This is a genomic window from Kocuria soli (genome assembly GCF_003797835.1).
Taxonomy (GTDB): Bacteria; Actinomycetota; Actinomycetes; order Actinomycetales; family Micrococcaceae; genus Kocuria; species Kocuria soli.
In genome coordinates this window covers 21,000-36,378 of sequence record NZ_RKMF01000014.1, presented here as the reverse complement: position 1 = coordinate 36,378, position 15,379 = coordinate 21,000, and the positions used below count along the sequence as shown (strand labels likewise).

15 protein-coding genes are annotated in these 15,379 nt (G+C 66.9%); 9 read left to right on the top strand and 6 right to left on the bottom strand.

The genetic code is table 11. The annotated features are described in order from the left end of the window. Positions 1–54 precede the first annotated feature (54 nt). Genes EDL96_RS10785 through EDL96_RS10775 form a run of 3 tightly spaced genes read left to right on the top strand, consistent with a single transcriptional unit; the run spans position 55 to position 3,301 of the window. On the top strand, positions 55–1,584 hold the full coding sequence (locus tag EDL96_RS10785) for a CoA-acylating methylmalonate-semialdehyde dehydrogenase (protein WP_123826008.1): 1,530 nt from the start codon (positions 55–57) through the stop codon (positions 1,582–1,584). Continuing rightward, entirely contained in the window at positions 1,581–2,507 is a 927-nt protein-coding gene (gene mmsB, locus EDL96_RS10780; RefSeq protein WP_123826006.1) for a 3-hydroxyisobutyrate dehydrogenase, read from the top strand. The genes EDL96_RS10785 and mmsB overlap by 4 nt, the downstream gene beginning before the upstream one ends. Positions 2,508–2,518: 11 nt before the next feature. Next, on the top strand, positions 2,519–3,301 hold the full coding sequence (locus tag EDL96_RS10775) for an enoyl-CoA hydratase (protein WP_123826004.1): 783 nt from the start codon (positions 2,519–2,521) through the stop codon (positions 3,299–3,301). Positions 3,302–3,383: 82 nt separating this feature from the next. Here the strand turns inward: EDL96_RS10775 and EDL96_RS10770 are convergent, their stop codons facing one another. The 3 genes from EDL96_RS10770 to EDL96_RS10760 all read right to left on the bottom strand — a co-directional run bounded on the left by EDL96_RS10770 (position 3,384) and on the right by EDL96_RS10760 (position 6,356). Next, the gene (locus EDL96_RS10770; protein ID WP_123826002.1) at positions 3,384–3,899 is read right to left on the bottom strand and encodes a MarR family winged helix-turn-helix transcriptional regulator; all 516 of its coding nucleotides are present in this window, start codon (positions 3,897–3,899) and stop codon (positions 3,384–3,386) included. Beyond that, a complete protein-coding gene (locus tag EDL96_RS10765; protein WP_123826000.1) occupies positions 3,892–5,670 on the bottom strand; it encodes an AMP-binding protein in 1,779 nt (592 codons plus the stop codon). Before EDL96_RS10765 ends, EDL96_RS10770 begins: the two co-directional genes overlap by 8 nt. A 71-nt stretch (positions 5,671–5,741) precedes the next feature. After that, positions 5,742–6,356 carry a TetR/AcrR family transcriptional regulator gene (locus tag EDL96_RS10760; RefSeq protein WP_123825998.1) on the bottom strand — a complete coding sequence of 205 codons (615 nt, stop codon included), beginning with the start codon at positions 6,354–6,356 and terminating at the stop codon, positions 5,742–5,744. A gap of 178 nt (positions 6,357–6,534) precedes the next feature. Between EDL96_RS10760 and EDL96_RS10755 the strand changes: the two genes are divergently transcribed. The 6 genes from EDL96_RS10755 to fbaA all read left to right on the top strand — a co-directional run bounded on the left by EDL96_RS10755 (position 6,535) and on the right by fbaA (position 12,317). Beyond that, the gene (locus EDL96_RS10755) at positions 6,535–7,743 is read left to right on the top strand and encodes an acyl-CoA dehydrogenase family protein (RefSeq protein ID WP_123825996.1); all 1,209 of its coding nucleotides are present in this window, start codon (positions 6,535–6,537) and stop codon (positions 7,741–7,743) included. A 78-nt stretch (positions 7,744–7,821) separates the two neighbouring features. Continuing rightward, complete coding sequence (locus tag EDL96_RS10750) at positions 7,822–8,589, top strand: SDR family NAD(P)-dependent oxidoreductase (RefSeq protein ID WP_123825994.1); 768 nt, start codon at positions 7,822–7,824, stop codon at positions 8,587–8,589. Positions 8,590–8,662: 73 nt separating this feature from the next. Beyond that, positions 8,663–9,859, top strand: coding sequence for an acyl-CoA dehydrogenase family protein (locus tag EDL96_RS10745; protein WP_123825992.1), 1,197 nt, complete (start codon positions 8,663–8,665; stop codon positions 9,857–9,859). 38 nt (positions 9,860–9,897) lie between these two features. Beyond that, entirely contained in the window at positions 9,898–10,479 is a 582-nt protein-coding gene (pyrE, locus tag EDL96_RS10740) for an orotate phosphoribosyltransferase (protein ID WP_123825990.1), read from the top strand. After that, on the top strand, positions 10,472–11,131 hold the full coding sequence (locus EDL96_RS10735; protein ID WP_123825988.1) for a TrmH family RNA methyltransferase: 660 nt from the start codon (positions 10,472–10,474) through the stop codon (positions 11,129–11,131). Before pyrE ends, EDL96_RS10735 begins: the two co-directional genes overlap by 8 nt. Before the next feature lie 160 nt (positions 11,132–11,291). Continuing rightward, positions 11,292–12,317: a class II fructose-bisphosphate aldolase gene (gene fbaA, locus EDL96_RS10730; protein ID WP_123825986.1), complete on the top strand. Its 1,026-nt coding sequence runs from the start codon at positions 11,292–11,294 to the stop codon at positions 12,315–12,317. A 96-nt stretch (positions 12,318–12,413) separates the two neighbouring features. On the opposite strand, the gene EDL96_RS10725 is transcribed toward fbaA, so the two are convergent. From EDL96_RS10725 to EDL96_RS10715, 3 genes are all read right to left on the bottom strand, one after another. Next, entirely contained in the window at positions 12,414–13,445 is a 1,032-nt protein-coding gene (locus EDL96_RS10725) for an NAD(P)H-dependent flavin oxidoreductase (RefSeq protein WP_123825984.1), read from the bottom strand. Between the two features lie 23 nt (positions 13,446–13,468). Next, positions 13,469–14,566, bottom strand: coding sequence for an NAD(P)-dependent alcohol dehydrogenase (locus EDL96_RS10720; protein ID WP_123825982.1), 1,098 nt, complete (start codon positions 14,564–14,566; stop codon positions 13,469–13,471). Between the two features lie 184 nt (positions 14,567–14,750). Then, a complete protein-coding gene (locus tag EDL96_RS10715; RefSeq protein ID WP_123825980.1) occupies positions 14,751–15,362 on the bottom strand; it encodes a mycothiol transferase in 612 nt (203 codons plus the stop codon). Between the last annotated feature and the right edge of the window lie 17 nt (positions 15,363–15,379).

Below are 15,379 nucleotides of genomic sequence, written 5' to 3'. Positions count from 1 at the left end.
CAGGACACACCAATTGCGGTGTGGAACGTGATCCAGTGACTCAGGAGCCCTTGCATGACCAGGACACTCACGCACTACAGCGGTGGAGCCCACGTCAAAGGCACGTCCGGCCGCTTTTCGGACGTCTACAACCCCAGCACCGGTGAAGTTCAGGCGCGGCTTCCCCTTGCCGACGCGGACGAGGTGCGCGCCGTCGTGGACACCGCGGCGCAGGCGCAACCCGCCTGGACAGCGACCAGCCCGGCCAAGAGGGCTCGGATCCTGAGCCGCTTCGTCGACCTGGTGGAGCGGGACATGGAGGAACTGGCCCAGCTGCTGTCCTCCGAACACGGCAAGATGGTCCCGGACTCGAAGGGCGACATCCGCCGCGGTCTGGACGTCATCGAGTTCGCGGTCGGGGCACCGCACCTGCTCAAGGGCGAGTTCTCCGATTCGGTGGGTTCGTCCATCGACACCTACTCGATGCGCCAGCCGCTGGGCGTGGTCGCGGGGATCACCCCCTTCAACTTCCCGGCCATGATCCCGCTGTGGAAGTGCGGTCCCGCGATCGCTGCGGGCAACGCCTTCGTTCTCAAGCCCTCGGAACGCGACCCCTCCGTGCCGCTCAAACTTGCCGAGCTGTGGACGGAGGCGGGGCTCCCGGCGGGCATCTTCAACGTGGTCAACGGGGACAAGGAGGCCGTGGACACGCTGCTCGACGACCCCCGCATCAAGGCTGTCGGATTCGTGGGCTCCACGCCCATTGCGCAGTCCATCTACGAGCGCGCGGCGCACAACGGCAAGCGTGCCCAGTGCTTCGGTGGCGCCAAGAACCACATGATCGTCATGCCGGACGCGGACCTGGACCAGGTGGCCGATGCCCTGATCGGCGCGGCCTACGGTTCCGCGGGCGAACGCTGCATGGCGATTTCCGTGGCGGTCCCCGTGGGGCAGGAAACCGCGGATGCTCTGGTGGCCACACTGACCGAACGCACCAAGAGCCTCAAGGTCTCGCATTCCTTCGACGACGACGCCGACTACGGTCCGCTCGTCGGTCCGGACGCCCTGAACCGGGTGACCGAGTACGTCGGGATCGGCGTGGAGGAGGGGGCCGAACTCGTCGTCGACGGGCGCGGTTTGACGGTCGAGGGCCACGAAGGCGGGTACTTCTTGGGGCCGTCGCTGTTCGACCACGTGACTCCCGAGATGCGGATCTACAAGGAAGAGATCTTCGGGCCGGTGCTGTGCGTGGTCCGGGCCGCCGACTACGAGGAAGCCCTGGCGCTGCCCACCGATCACCAGTACGGCAACGGCGTCAGCATCTTCACCCAGAACGGGGACGCGGCCAGGGACTTCGCCTCCCGCGTGGACGTCGGCATGGTAGGGGTCAACATCCCCATTCCCGTGCCGATCGGCTACTACACCTTCGGCGGGTGGAAGGCCTCCGGGTTCGGGGACCTGAACCAGCACGGGCCCGATGCGTTCCGGTTCTACACCAAGACCAAGACCGTGACCTCCCGGTGGACCACCCCCAACGCGGAGACCGTCCTGGCCGCGGACCGGGCCAAGTCCAGCTTCCACATGCCTTCGGGAGACCAGTCATGACCAGCACCGTTGCATTCATCGGACTGGGCAACATGGGCGGCCCCATGGCGGGCAACCTGGTCGCCGCCGGGCATCGCGTGATCGGCTACGACCTGTTCCCGGAGGCACGTGAAGCTGCAGCCGGGCGAGGGGTCGAGGTCGCGGAGACCGGTGCGGCCGCGGCGGCCCAGGCCGACGTCGTCGTCACCATGCTCCCCAGCGGCCGGCACCTGATCGATGCTTACCAGGGCGAACTCCTGGCGGCAGCCCCGGCCGGAACACTGTTCCTGGACTGTTCCACGGTCGACGTCCACGACGCCCGCGCTGCTGCAGACCTCGCCCGGGCGGCCGGGCACCGCCCCGTCGACGCCCCTGTCTCGGGTGGTGTGGTCGGCGCCGAAGCCGGGACGCTGACGTTCATGGTCGGTGCGGACCAGCCCGAGGCCGACGCCGTGTGGCCGTTCCTGGAGGTCATGGGGAAGAACCTTGTCCATTGCGGTTCCTCAGGGGCGGGCCAGGCCGCGAAGGTCTGCAACAACATGATCCTGGGCGTCTCCATGATCGCCGTCTCGGAAGCCTTCGTGCTCGGGGAGCGGCTGGGGCTGAGTCACCAGGCGCTCTACGACGTCGCGGCTCACTCCTCCGGACAGTGCTGGGCGTTGACCGCCAACTGCCCCGTGCCCGGTCCGGTGCCGACCTCGCCGGCCAACCGGGACTACCAGCCCGGTTTCATGGGTGCGCTGATGTCCAAGGACCTGGGGTTGGCCGTGGAGGCCATCGCCTCCACGGGAACCGCGGCGCGGATGGGCCCGCTGGCGGCGGAGATCTACGCGGCCTACACGGAAGACGGTGGAGCGAGGACGGACTTCTCGGGAATCATCAACACCATCCGGGCCGGTTCCGGCGATGCGGAACCGGCAGCTGACCGAGGCGAGGAGGCCTGAGCATGGCGGGCATGACTGAGGAGACCTATCAGAACATTCGGGTGGAGACTCGCGAGCGGGTCGGCGTCATCACCGTGGACCGCCCCAAGGCGTTGAACGCCCTGAACTCGGACACCATGCACGAGGTGGTGGCCGCGGCCCAGGCGTTCGACGCGGACCCGGGCATCGGAGCGATTCTGCTGACCGGGTCGGAGAAGGCCTTTGCGGCGGGTGCGGACATCAAGGAGATGGCCTCCCAGAGCTACGCCGACGTCTACCTGTCCGACTGGTTCGCCCACTGGGACAACTTCACCCGCGTGCGCACGCCGGTGATTGCCGCCGTGTCTGGTTACGCGCTCGGCGGTGGGTGCGAGTTGGCGATGATGTGCGATCTGCTGATCGCGGCGGACACCGCCCAGTTCGGGCAACCGGAGATCGACCTGGGCGTCCTGCCGGGAATGGGTGGATCCCAGCGACTGACCCGAGCGGTGGGCAAGGCCAAGGCCATGGACATGATCCTGACCGGACGTCGCATGGGGGCTGAGGAGGCCGAACGCTCCGGTCTGGTCTCCCGGGTGGTCCCCGCGACCGAACTTCTGGATCAAGCCTTCGAGGTCGCCCGGACCGTCTCCACCCGCTCCCTGGCAGCCTCCGTTGCGGCCAAGGAAGCGGTCAACGCGGCCTTCGAGACCACGTTGGCCCAAGGTGTCCTGTTCGAACGCCGCGTGTTCCACGCGGCCTTCGCCACGGAGGACCAGAAGGAGGGCATGGCGGCCTTCGCCGAAAAACGGACGCCGGACTTCAAACACCGCTGAACCAGCCCCCTCACCGCCGAACCCTCGCGAAACTCACGCATCAGCACCTGATGGGCGAGTGTCGCGAGGGTTCGGCGGTGAGTTACTCCCCGAAGTCGCCCGCGGAGTGGCGGAAGGTCTTCAGCGCGCTGTAGACGGCCTCGAGGTCCGCTGGTGACATTCCCACGTCCTCGAACACGGCGTTGAGGCCTGGCGTGACCGCGGAAACCAGGTCCCGGCCGGCGTCGGTGATCTCGACCAGTCGCCCGCGGCCGTCGTTCGGGTCGGCCACGCGCCTGACCAGTCCCGCGGCCTCCAGGCGGTCGACCGCGTTGGTCACCGACGTCGGGTGGACCTGCAGTCGCGCGCTGGCCTTGCTCATGGGTAGGGCACCGGAGCGGGTGAACTGCAACAGCGCCAGCAGCTCGTACCGGGAGAACGTCAGTCCGTGCGGGCGCAGGGCCTGGTCGATGCGGGTCAGAAGGATCTGATGGGCCCGGAAGATCGCGGTGACCGTGGCCATCCCGGGGGCGGCATCCTTCCAGCCGCGTTGCTCCCAGTTCCGCCGGGCTTCGTCGATGGGATCGCCCGCACCCGGGCCTGACGTGGTGTCATTCATTGCTGCTGGTCTTGAGCAGATCGCCGTCCGTGTACTCCTGGCCGGCGGTCGCCACGCCTCCGTCGTCGTGAATCTCGGTCTCTCTGCGGCGCAACTCTACGCGGCGGATCTTCCCGGAGACGGTTTTGGGCAGCTCGAAGAACTCAAGACGCCGGATCCGCTTGTACGGTGCCAGCCCGTCGCGGCAGTGCTGCAGGATGCTCCGGGCCGTCTCCTCGTCCGCCGCGAAACCCTCCACGAGCGCCACGTAGGCCTTGGGCACGGCCAGTCGCATGGGGTCGGGCGAGGGGACGACGGCGACCTCCGCCACCGCCTCGTGCTCGATGACCACGGACTCGAGTTCGAACGGTGAGAGCCGGTAGTCGGAGGCCTTGAACACGTCATCGGCGCGACCGACGTACGTGATGACCCCGTCCTCGGTGCGACTGACCACATCGCCCGTGTGGTAAACGCCGTCCCGGAAAGCCTCTGCGGTTCGTTGTTCGTCCCCCCAGTACCCGGGGGTCAGGCCCACCGGGCGGGGATGGAGCCGCAGGCAGAGTTCACCTTCGGTTGCGCTCTCCTCGCCCGTGGCCTGGTCGATCAGCACGACGTCGTACCCCGGCAAGGCGCGTCCCATGGATCCGGGGACCACGGGCTGGCCCGGGGTGTTGGCGATCTGCAGGGTGGATTCGGTCTGTCCGAACCCGTCCCGGATCCGCGCGCCCCAGGCACGTTCGACCTTTGCGATGACTTCCGGGTTCAACGGTTCCCCGGCCGCCACCAGCTTGGCCGGAGGTGTCTTCAGTTGCGTCAGGTCGGCCTGGATCAGCATGCGCCACACGGTCGGGGGAGCGCAGAGGCTGGTGACGCTTTCCTGATCCATCTGCTGCATGAGGGCCTTGGGGTCAAAGCGTCCGTAGTTGTAGAGGAAGACCGTGGCCTCGGCGATGAACGGCGCGAAGAAGTTCGACCAGGCGTGCTTGGCCCAGCCGGGTGACGCGACGTTCAGGTGAACGTCGCCGGGCTCCAGGCCGATCCAGTACATCGTGGAGAGGTGCCCCACGGGATAGGAGGTGTGGGTGTGCTCCACGAGCTTGGCCTTGGACGTGGTCCCGGACGTGAAGTAGAGCAGCAGGGTCTCGTCCGCCGCGGTGGGCTCTGCCAGCCGGAACTCCTCCGGGGCGGTGTGGGAATCCGCCCAGTCGAACTGGGGGTGCTGGTGGTCGCCGTCGTGTCCCGGCACGGGTTCACCGGTGGACTGGCCCACGCTGATCACGGCGAAATTCCCCGGCACCGCATTGAACTTGGGGGCTTGGGCGGCGCTGGTGATCACCCACGACGCACGGCCGCGTTCGGTCCGGTCCGCAAGGTCGGTCGGACCCAACATGACAGTGGTCGGGATGATGCGGGCCGCCAGCTTGGTGCAGGCCAGCATGGCCTCCCACAACTCGACCTGGTTGCCGAGCATGAGCACCACGTGGTCCCCGCGCCGGACACCGATGCCGTCCAGCCAAGCGGCCAGCTGGGTGGAACGCCGGGACAGGTCGCGGTACGTGCGTCGGGTCGCCGAGCCGTCCTGCTCCACCAGGACCAGGGCCTCCTGGTCTCCACGGGGGCCGGCGGCGATCTGGTCGAACCAGTCGTAGGCAAAGTTGAAGTGCTCGAACCGGGGCCATTCGAACTCACGGTGAGCGGCAGCCAGATCCGTGCGCAGTGACAGCAACTGGTCGCGTGCCGCGCGGAAACGTTCGGTGACGGTGTGGTTGCTCTCGGTGCCCTGAGTGGTCATGTGCGTGCTCCTTGCGTCCTGGTGTCCCACGCTGCATGTGAACGGGATCACGCGAAGACTATTTGGACATCCTAGTAATTGACAAGGGTTTCATTCGCCGGATTGCCCCCGTGACTGCCCCTGGCGGTGCCCGATGCCATGCCGTGGACGATGAGCTCTCCGAGGGCCCGGTAGGAGGTGGAATCTCCGGCGCCGTGCTGCATGGTTCGCTGCTGCAACCGGTCCATGGCGGTCGCGATGATGTCCGCCACCAGGTCGGTGGGTGCGGGCCGGAACTCTCCGTTGGCAATGCCTTGGTCGATCAGGTCCGTCAGCTTGGTTGTGGCGACGCGCGTGTTGGTCGCGTAGACCTCGGAGGCTGCCGGGCTGGTGGCGACGTCGCGCATGAACTGGGCGGAGGCGGGCTCGAGTTCCACGGCCACGGTGTCGAGGTAGCCGAGCAGTCGGTGACTTACCGGGGCCTCGCGCGTGAGTGCCGCGTCCGTCGCCGCTGCAACCCCCTTGAAGAAGTCGACGAGCACGGCTCTGATCAGCTCTTCCCGTGTGCGCCCAAGCGCGTACAGCGTGGATTTCGAGCACTGGAGGCGCGTGGCGGCGCCGTCGACGGTGAAGTGCGCAAAGCCTTCGGTCAGGAAGATGGCGCGGAGTTCTGCAAAAACCTGCGCCTGGCGCGGGCTCAACTCCATTGCGCCCCTCCTTCTGTGTGGCCGCTCCCGCCTCCGTTCCGGCGGTCGGGTGAAAGTCTTGCACAGTACGATCGTGCTCTATATCGTACAGGTGAGCCAGGCCACAAGATTGGTCACCGGTCCATGTCCGACGCTCCCGGGGCCACCCCCACGGGACAGTTCGAGAAAGCGAGTTCTCATGACACCGGTCATGCGCGGTGAGTCCCCTGCGGTCGAACGCCAGGTCGGTGTCGCGCAGCCTGACGTCGACCTCTTTCACTACGAGCACCTGCTCGACGACGACGAACGCAACCACCTCCACGTCCTGCGAAGCATCCTGCGCGAGGAGGTCCGTCCGCAGGTCGGTGAGTTCTGGGACCGGGAGGAGTTTCCCTTCGATCTGTTACCCACTCTGGCCAGAGCGGGGCTCGGCAACTTGGTTCTGGGCGGGCACAGTCGTCTGTTCATCGGACTCGCGTATGCGGAGATTGCCCGCGCAGACATCTCCTTGAGCGCGCTGGTGGGCATCCACAACGAGCTGGTCCTGGGGCTGGTCAACGAACTCGGGTCCGAGGATCAGAAGGCTCGGTGGCTCGAACCGCTCAAGACCTTCGAGGCCATCGGATGCTTTGCGCTCACGGAGCCGGACCACGGTTCGGACATCGCCGGAGGGCTGGAAACCACCGCAGAACGGGACGGCGACGAATGGGTGCTCACCGGGCGCAAGCGGTGGATCGGGGCGGGAACCTTCGCCGACTTCGCGATCGTCTGGGCCAAGGACACGACCGACGGGCAGGCCAAGGCGTTCATCGTCGAAACCGATCGCCCCGGCTGGTCGGCCACCAAGATCCACCGCAAGATGGGCCTGCGCATCATGCAGAACGCGGACATCGAACTTGACGGTGTACGGATCCCGGGGGAGAACCTGATGCCCGGTGGCGACGGGTTCGCCGCGGCCAACGTCAAACTGCGTGACTCCCGCGCCTGGGTGGGCTGGCAGGGGGCGGGGGCGCAGATGGCGGCTTTCGAGATCGCCAGGGACTACGCGCTGCAACGCCGACAGTTCGACCGTCCGTTGGCCAAGTTCCAACTGGTCCAGGGGGACCTGGCCAAGATCATGAGCAACCTGTCGTCGTCGATGGCTCTCATGGTGCGGCTGGCCCAGCTCCAGGAGGGCGGGACGTTCGACATGGTGCACGCGGCCCTGGCCAAGGCCACCTCCACGGCCGCGGCCCGCGAATCGGCGGCCCTGGCACGCAACATCCTGGGTGGCAACGGAGTGCTCCACGACTACGAGATCTCCAAGATCATGAACGACGTCGAGATCCTCTACACCTACGAAGGCACCCACGAAATCAATTCGCTGATCGTCGGACGGGCCGTGACCGGTCAGTCCGCGTTCGTCTGATGTGAGCGCAGCAGTCTGGTCACCGGCCGACTGATCCCGCATTCTGAACTCACACCTGACCCGTACCCGAGGAGAACCATGGAACTGAACAATTCGAGCGCCGTCGTCACGGGGGCCGCGTCCGGTCTGGGCGCCACCGTGGCCGCCGCGCTCGCGTCCCAGGGTGTCCAGGTCGTGGGCATCGACCTGGAGGCCGGCGTCGCACAGGCCACGGAGGCCGGGTCGGTTCCCGACGGCGTGGTCCTGGTGGCCGCCGATGTCACCGACGGGGAGGCCGTGGATGCGGCCATCGCCCGGGCGGTCGAACTGGCTCCGCTGCGCACGGTGGTCAACTGTGCGGGAATCGCGCCGTCGGCCCGCATGGTCGGGCGGAAGGGGGCCCATGACCTCGGGCTGTTCCGCAAGGTCGTGGAGGTCAACCTGATCGGTACGTTCACGGTGATGGCGCGTGCGGCTGCGGTCATGGCCGACAACGAGCCGTTGGCGGACGGGGTGCGGGGCGTCGTCGTGAACACCGCATCCGTGGCCGCGTTCGAGGGTCAGGTGGGCCAGGTGGCCTACGCGGCGTCGAAGGGTGGTGTGCACTCGATGACGATCGCGGCCGCCCGTGACCTGGCGGGCGTTGGCGTCAGGGTGTGCACGATCGCTCCGGGCATCGTGGAGACGCCCATGATGGCCGGGATCACCCAGGAGTTCCGGGAGGAGCTCGAGGCCAACGTGCAGTTCCCCAAGCGAATGGCCGCACCACAGGAATACGCCCGGCTGGTCCAGATGATCCTGGACCACGACTACCTCAACGGGGAGACCATTCGCATGGATGCGGCGCTTCGTATGCCGCCCCGCTGACGTGCGGTGCAAGGCGACTGCCGTGCGGCGACGACCAGCACGTGACGCGGTGAAGTGAATCAGGAGATCGGCCATGGGTGGAGCACCACAGAACTACAACCTGCACGAGCGCCTGGACACCGACTACTTGGCGGTGTTCGCGGACCTGGACCCGGCGGACCGGGAGCACTGGGGCCGGGCGCGAACGTTCGCGGACGAAACCATCCCCAGGATCGGTGACTCCTGGGACCGCGCGGAGTATCCGTTGGACCTGGTGCGGCGGATGGGTGAACTCGAACTGTTCACGGACGGGCTCTCGATCGAGGGTCTCAAACCGATGTCGGCCCTGGCCGCCGGTCTCGTGACCATGGAGATTTCCCGGGCCGACGGTTCGATGGGTGCCGCACACGCCGTTCAGGGCGGCCTCGTCCTACGCAGCCTGGCCATGTTCGCCAGCGATGCGCAGAAGGACAAGTGGCTGCTTCCCATCGCCACGGGACAGCTCCTCGGGTCCTTCGCGCTGACCGAACCCGATCACGGGTCGGATTCGGTCTCCCTGGAGACCACCGCGGAGCGTGACGACCAGGGATGGGTCCTCAACGGCCACAAACGCTGGATCGGCAACGGGGCTTCCGGCGGCATCACGATGGTGTGGGCCCGCGACCTCGGGGACGGACAGGTCAAGGGGTTCGTCGTGGACCAGGAGACCCCCGGCTATGCGGCCGAACCCATCCGCGGCAAGGGTGCGATCCGCGCGATCCACCAGGCCGACATCACCCTGACCGACGTTCGCGTGTCCGACGACGCCCGCCTGCCCGGCGTCGAATCCTTCAAGGACGTCTCCAAGGTGCTGGTGGAAACGCGCCTCAGCGTGGGGTGGTCCGCGTTGGGGCACGCTCTGGCGATGTTCGAAGCGGCCCTGAACTACGCCAAGCGTCGTATCCAGTTCGGCAAGGAACTCGGGACCAAGCAGATGGTGCAGGAGCGTCTGGCGCACATGCTGGAGGAGGTCACCAACATGCAGTTGCAGTGCGTGGCCGCGGCCGAACTCCAGGCCGCCGGGCGGCTGAGCCCGCAGCAGGCGTCCCTGGTCAAGTTCCACAACACACGCGCGGCCCGGCGGGTGGGCAACACCGCCCGCGACATGCTGGGCGGCAACGGCATCCTGTTGGAGAACCACGTGATCCGGCACCTGCTGGACGTGGAAGCCATCCACACCTACGAAGGGACGGAGTCCGTGCAGGCGCTCATCATCGGACGGGAACTGACGGGCTTCAGCGCCTTCGCATGACCGCGTCCGGAGCCAGGGGCCCCTCTAGGATGTTGCCCATGAGCACCGAGCTGAACGCCCCGGACCTTGCCACTGCACGCGAGCGGTTGCGCGAACTGATCGTCGAACTCGCCGTCGTACGCGGCAAGGTCACCCTGGCCTCCGGCATCGACGCCGACTACTACGTGGACCTGCGGCGCATCACCCTGCACCACGAGGCCTCCCGGCTGGTGGGACAGGTCATGCTGGGCATGCTCGACGACGCCGGTGTCCGGTTCGACGCCGCCGGCGGCCTGACCATGGGTGCCGATCCCGTGGGGCACGCGATCATGCGCACCGCCGGTGACCGGGGCCGCGCCATCGACACGTTCGTGGTGCGCAAGGCACAGAAGTCCTACGGCATGGGGCGCCAGGTCGAAGGACCCTCCGTGGAGGGTCGGGACGTCGTCGTGGTCGAGGACACCTCCACCACGGGTGGATCCGCGCTCACCGCCGTGGAGGCGCTGCAGAAGGCCGGTGCGAACGTGGTGGCCGTGGCGATCATCGTGGACCGGGCCACCGGCGCCAAGGAGCGTATCGAGGAAACCGCGGGTGTGCCCTGCCTGTACGCCTACGGCAAGGACGAACTCGGCCTTGACTGACCCGCAGGTGGACCCGGTGGAAGACCTGCTGCCCCGTCCGGAGGTCGGCGTGGGACCCTGGGTGGGTCCGTGGCCCGAAGGGGACCACTGGGACCCCGAGCTGCTGCGCGACGGCGACCGCCGCAACGTGGAGGACGAATTCCGCTATTGGCGCCTGGACGCCATCGTGGCCGAACTCAACACCCGTCGGCACGGATTCCACGTGGCCATCGAGAACTGGGAACACGACTTCAACATCGGTTCTGTGGTGCGCACCGCCAACGCCTTCAACGCCGGTGGGGTCCATGTCATCGGCCGACGCCGGTGGAACCGCCGCGGAGCCATGGTCACCGACCGATACCTGAGCGTCCACCACCACCCGACCGTCAACGAGTTCATGGAATGGGCCCGTGGTGAAGGGATGGCCGTGCTGGCCATCGACAACGTGGCCGGGTCCGTGCCGATCGAGACCTTCGAGCTCCCGGAGAAATGCGTCCTGGTCTTCGGTCAGGAGGGGCCCGGTCTCTCCGCTGAGGTCACGGTGCAGGCCGACGCCGTCCTGGAGATCAGCCAGTTCGGCTCCACCCGCTCGATCAACGCGGGGGCTGCTGCAGCCGTCGCCATGCACGCCTGGGTGCGACGGCACGTGTTCGGGCAGGCCGTCTTCGGCTGATCGTTGATTCAGGGACGAAGGTTACGGGAGAGCCGATCGGTCCCTGGCACGTAATGGCATCCACCCTGCCCGTGAATAACCGGGCCGACTAGACTGGGTGGCAGTGCTGCGCGGTATTCAGGCGCAGCAGCCCTAGGCACTCGACGAAGAAGGAGCCAGCATGCCCATCGCAACCCCTGAGGTCTACAACGAGATGCTCGATCGGGCCAAGGAGAAGGGCTTTGCCTACCCCGCGATCAACGTGACCTCCTCCCAGACCCTGAACGCCGCCATCCGTGGTTTCGCCGAGGCCGGCTCCGACGGCATCATCCAGGCGTCCACCGGCGGTGCAGCGTACTGGTCCGGTTCCTCCGTCAAGGACATGGTTCGCGGTTCGCTGGCCATGGCCGCCTTCGCCCGTGAGGTCGCCAAGGACTACGACGTCAACATCGCCCTGCACACCGACCACTGCCCGCAGGACAAGCTGGAGGGCTTCGTCCTCCCGCTGCTGGCCGAGTCCGAGGCCGCCGTGGCACGCGGTGAGGACCCGATCTTCCAGTCCCACATGTGGGACGGCTCCGCGATCGCCCTGGACGAGAACCTCAAGATCGGCGCCGAGCTGATCGAGCGGACCGGTAAGGCGCACATCGTTCTCGAGGTCGAGATCGGCGCCGTGGGCGGCGAAGAGGACGGCGTGGTCGGCGAGATCAACGACACCCTCTACACCACCACCGATGACGCCATCAAGACCGTCGAGGCCCTCGGCCTGGGCGAGAAGGGCCGCTACATCACGGCTCTGACCTTCGGCAACGTCCACGGCGTCTACAAGCCGGGCAACGTCAAGCTGCGTCCCGAGCTGCTCAAGCAGATCCAGGACGAGGTCGGCGCCAAGTACGGCAAGGACCGCCCGTTCGACCTGGTCTTCCACGGCGGCTCCGGCTCCACCGAGCAGGAGATCGCCGACGCCGTGCGTTACGGCGTCATCAAGATGAACGTGGACACGGACACCCAGTACGCGTTCACCCGCCCCGTGGCCGGTCACATGCTGGCCAACTACGACGGCGTGCTCAAGATCGACGGGGAGGTCGGCAACAAGAAGATGTACGACCCCCGCGTCTGGGGCGCCCTGGCCGAGACCGGCATGGCCAACCGCGTGGTCGAGGCCTGCCAGAACCTCGGATCCGCGGGGACTTCCGTCTCCAAGTGACCCGGTGGTGCTGAGCGTCTGACTCGCACGACGACGGCGGGCCGCCTCCTTGCGCAAGCAGGCGGCCCGCCGTCGTTGCTGTACGAGAGGTTCCAATCAGGCCGGGAGGTCGCCACCGAGGCGCCGGAGCACCGTCTCCGCCGAATCCGTGGTTGCGTTTCGGTATCCCAGACCGGCCCAGAGGTTGACGTGCTCGGGGTCGCTCGCCGCCGTTGCTGCCTTGCGGAGGGGGCTGGTCAGGAAATGCACCGCGGGATAGGCCAACGGCGCCAGGTCCGTGAACCTGTCCGTAAAGCTGTTGCGCAGGGCCCGCGCGGGGCGCCCGGAGAACGCGGTGGTCACTACGGTCTCGTTGCGCGACGGGTCACCCAAGGCGTCCTTGTGGACCTGTGACGCACCGCTCTCGGGTGTGCGCAGCAGGACGGTGCCCACGACGGCGGCGTCGGCCCCGGCCGCCAGGACCTCCCGCACCTGTTCGGACGTCGAGATGCCACCTGCAGCCACCACGGGCAGACCGGCCTTCTGCCGGATCTCCGCCACGAGGTCGGTCAACGGGACGTCCGGGACCGGCCGATCCGGGGTGAGGGTTCCGGAATGCCCACCGGCCGTGGTGGCCTGCACCGCCAACGCGTCCACACCCAGGGCCACGGCCTGCCGAGCCTCCTCGACGTTGGTCACGGTCTGCAGGACCACGGTTCCCACGTCGTGCAACCGCTGGACGTCGTCCGCTGCAGGAAGGCCGAACGTGAAGCTGACGACCGGAACCGCTTTCTCCACCAAGAGATCGATCTTCTGCGACCAGGAGTCGTCGTCCTCCCGGGGCGCTGTGCTGAGCTCGACGTCGAACCGAGCCGCCTCCGGTCGGAGGGATTCCGCGTAGGCCTCGAAGGAAGCCTGCTGAGCCGGTACAGGGTTCGGGGCGAACACGTTGACCCCGAAGCGTTGCGTGCTCTCACGGACCTCGTCGATTTGATCGGCCACCTGCTCGACCGTCTTGTACCCGGCGGCCAGGAAACCGAAGGCCCCTGTCCGCGCGGCGGCGATCACGAGCGCCGGAGTGCTGGGGCCGCCCGCCATGGGCGCTGCGATCAGGGGGAGGTCCAGGCTGAGTTGTTCCTTGAGAGACATGCTCACTTCCTTGTGCTGCGGGTTCAGAACACGATGACCGGTTTGAGCGTATCCCCGGAGTGACTGTCGTCGAAGGCCTGGTTGATCTCCTGCAAGGTGTAGGTCCGGATCAGCCGGTCGAACGGGAACAGGCCGGCCCGGTGCAGCCTGATGAGTTCGGGGATGAACACCTGTGGCATGGAATCACCCTCGATGACCATGGAGATCTTCTGCCCCGAGAGCATCTGGGTGCCGATGTCGATCGTGGATTCGGTTCCCAGCGCGCTGGCACCCACCAGCGCCGCGTGTCCCAGGATCCCCATGCAGTCCGTCATGGTCCGGAACACCGCCGCCACGCCCGTGGTGTCCAGGGCGTAGTCGGCACCGCCACCGGTGATGTCCTTGATCTGCTGAATCTGGTCCGGGTCGCGGCCGTTGACCGTGTGCGTGGCCCCCAGGGAGAGTGCCAGCTCCAACCGTTCGGCGACGACGTCCACGCAGACGATCGTGGTGGCGTTGCGGATCTTGGCTGCCATGACGGCAGACAGACCCACCGCACCCGCACCGAACACGACGACGGAGGAGCCGGGTCGTGGCTGCAGCACGTTGAGGATTGCCCCGGCCCCCGTCTGGATTCCGCAACCGAGCGGCCCCAGGAGCTCCAGCGGGGCGTCGTCGTCCACCCTGACCACGCTGCGTTCCGCCACGTTCGCGTACGTGGCGAAGGAGGACTGGCCGAAGAAGTGCGAGGAATGGACCTGGCCGTCCTTGCTCAACGCTGAGGAGTCGTCACCGCGCCGACCCGCGAAGTTGTGCGCGTAGAACTGCTCGCAGTAGGCCGGGTGCCCGGTCAGGCACAGACGGCACGAACCGCAGCTGTTGAAACTCAGGACCACCTTGTCTCCGGGGGCCACCGCCGTGACCGCACTGCCCACGGCGTCCACCACACCGGCCCCTTCGTGCCCCAAGACGGCGGGCAACGGGGTGGGATACCACTGGTCGCGCACGATGGCGTCCGTGTGGCAGACCCCTGTGGCGACCAAGCGCACGCGCACTTCGTTGGGACGGGGGTCATCCAGGTCCAGCTCGACGATCTCGAACGGGGATTTGGCGGCCGTGGCGACGGCGGCGGTGACCTGCATGGAACTTCTCCCTTGACGTGACCTTGATGCGGCTGGAAGCGAAGTTGAGGTGATCGCTTTTTCTGAAGGTCCGCCGCCGTGAGGTGAAGGCACTCGCACGACGGTTGCGTGGACCACTGAATGTGATCCACGCAACCATTATCGAACCTCTGTGGGCGAAGGTGGAGGGCAGGAGATGAAAACCTCAGTCGCCCTGCCGTCCCTCGATCCACGCATCCCATTCCTTGCCCCAGTCCTCTGGCGGCCACGGTTCGCCATCGGCCAGGGCATTGAGTTCGTAGGCGATTTTTCCGTCGATCGATTGGCGGATGATGTCGGCGTGACCCGCGTGACGGGCGTATTCCTCGACGTAGTGCAGTACCACCCACCGCATGGGCCACGATTCGAGGTCCTGCGGATACCAGGGAGCGTCCGGCTTCTCCACCCGAGAATCCATGTCCAGTGTGGGGACCAGATTCTCCACCCATCGGGCCATGTCCTCGAGTGCCTCGATGAGGCTCTCCGAGGTGTCCTCCGGGCGGATGCCCGCGGCCAGTGGTTCACCCGCGGAGATGTCGCCCGTGCCGTGTGTCTCAGCCCTTGAGGGGTCGACAGTGGTGGCCAGTAGCCCGTCGTTGCCCACGTACAGGCAGTGTCTGGCCAGGGAGGCCAGGCTCATGTCGCTGGCCGTGGGCGTGGCTCGGATCTGTTCGTCGTCCAGACCAATCAGGGTGGTGGCGAGCTGGTGGATCTGTTGAGCTGCGTACGCAGCCAGGGCATCTTTTTCGGTGGTGACTTGACGGGTGAAGAACGGCATGACTGCTCCTATTGATG

Bases quoted from the DNA above. Each gene is read 5' to 3' on its own strand.
- EDL96_RS10785 (WP_123826008.1), top strand. From the start codon at position 55: ATGACCAGGACACTCACGCACTACAGCGGTGGAGCCCACGTCAAAGGC.
- mmsB (WP_123826006.1), top strand. From the start codon at position 1,581: ATGACCAGCACCGTTGCATTCATCGGACTGGGCAACATGGGCGGCCCC.
- EDL96_RS10775 (WP_123826004.1), top strand. From the start codon at position 2,519: ATGACTGAGGAGACCTATCAGAACATTCGGGTGGAGACTCGCGAGCGG.
- EDL96_RS10770 (WP_123826002.1), bottom strand. From the start codon at position 3,899: ATGAATGACACCACGTCAGGCCCGGGTGCGGGCGATCCCATCGACGAA.
- EDL96_RS10765 (WP_123826000.1), bottom strand. From the start codon at position 5,670: ATGACCACTCAGGGCACCGAGAGCAACCACACCGTCACCGAACGTTTC.
- EDL96_RS10760 (WP_123825998.1), bottom strand. From the start codon at position 6,356: ATGGAGTTGAGCCCGCGCCAGGCGCAGGTTTTTGCAGAACTCCGCGCC.
- EDL96_RS10755 (WP_123825996.1), top strand. From the start codon at position 6,535: ATGACACCGGTCATGCGCGGTGAGTCCCCTGCGGTCGAACGCCAGGTC.
- EDL96_RS10750 (WP_123825994.1), top strand. From the start codon at position 7,822: ATGGAACTGAACAATTCGAGCGCCGTCGTCACGGGGGCCGCGTCCGGT.
- EDL96_RS10745 (WP_123825992.1), top strand. From the start codon at position 8,663: ATGGGTGGAGCACCACAGAACTACAACCTGCACGAGCGCCTGGACACC.
- pyrE (WP_123825990.1), top strand. From the start codon at position 9,898: ATGAGCACCGAGCTGAACGCCCCGGACCTTGCCACTGCACGCGAGCGG.
- fbaA (WP_123825986.1), top strand. From the start codon at position 11,292: ATGCCCATCGCAACCCCTGAGGTCTACAACGAGATGCTCGATCGGGCC.
- EDL96_RS10725 (WP_123825984.1), bottom strand. From the start codon at position 13,445: ATGTCTCTCAAGGAACAACTCAGCCTGGACCTCCCCCTGATCGCAGCG.
- EDL96_RS10720 (WP_123825982.1), bottom strand. From the start codon at position 14,566: ATGCAGGTCACCGCCGCCGTCGCCACGGCCGCCAAATCCCCGTTCGAG.
- EDL96_RS10715 (WP_123825980.1), bottom strand. From the start codon at position 15,362: ATGCCGTTCTTCACCCGTCAAGTCACCACCGAAAAAGATGCCCTGGCT.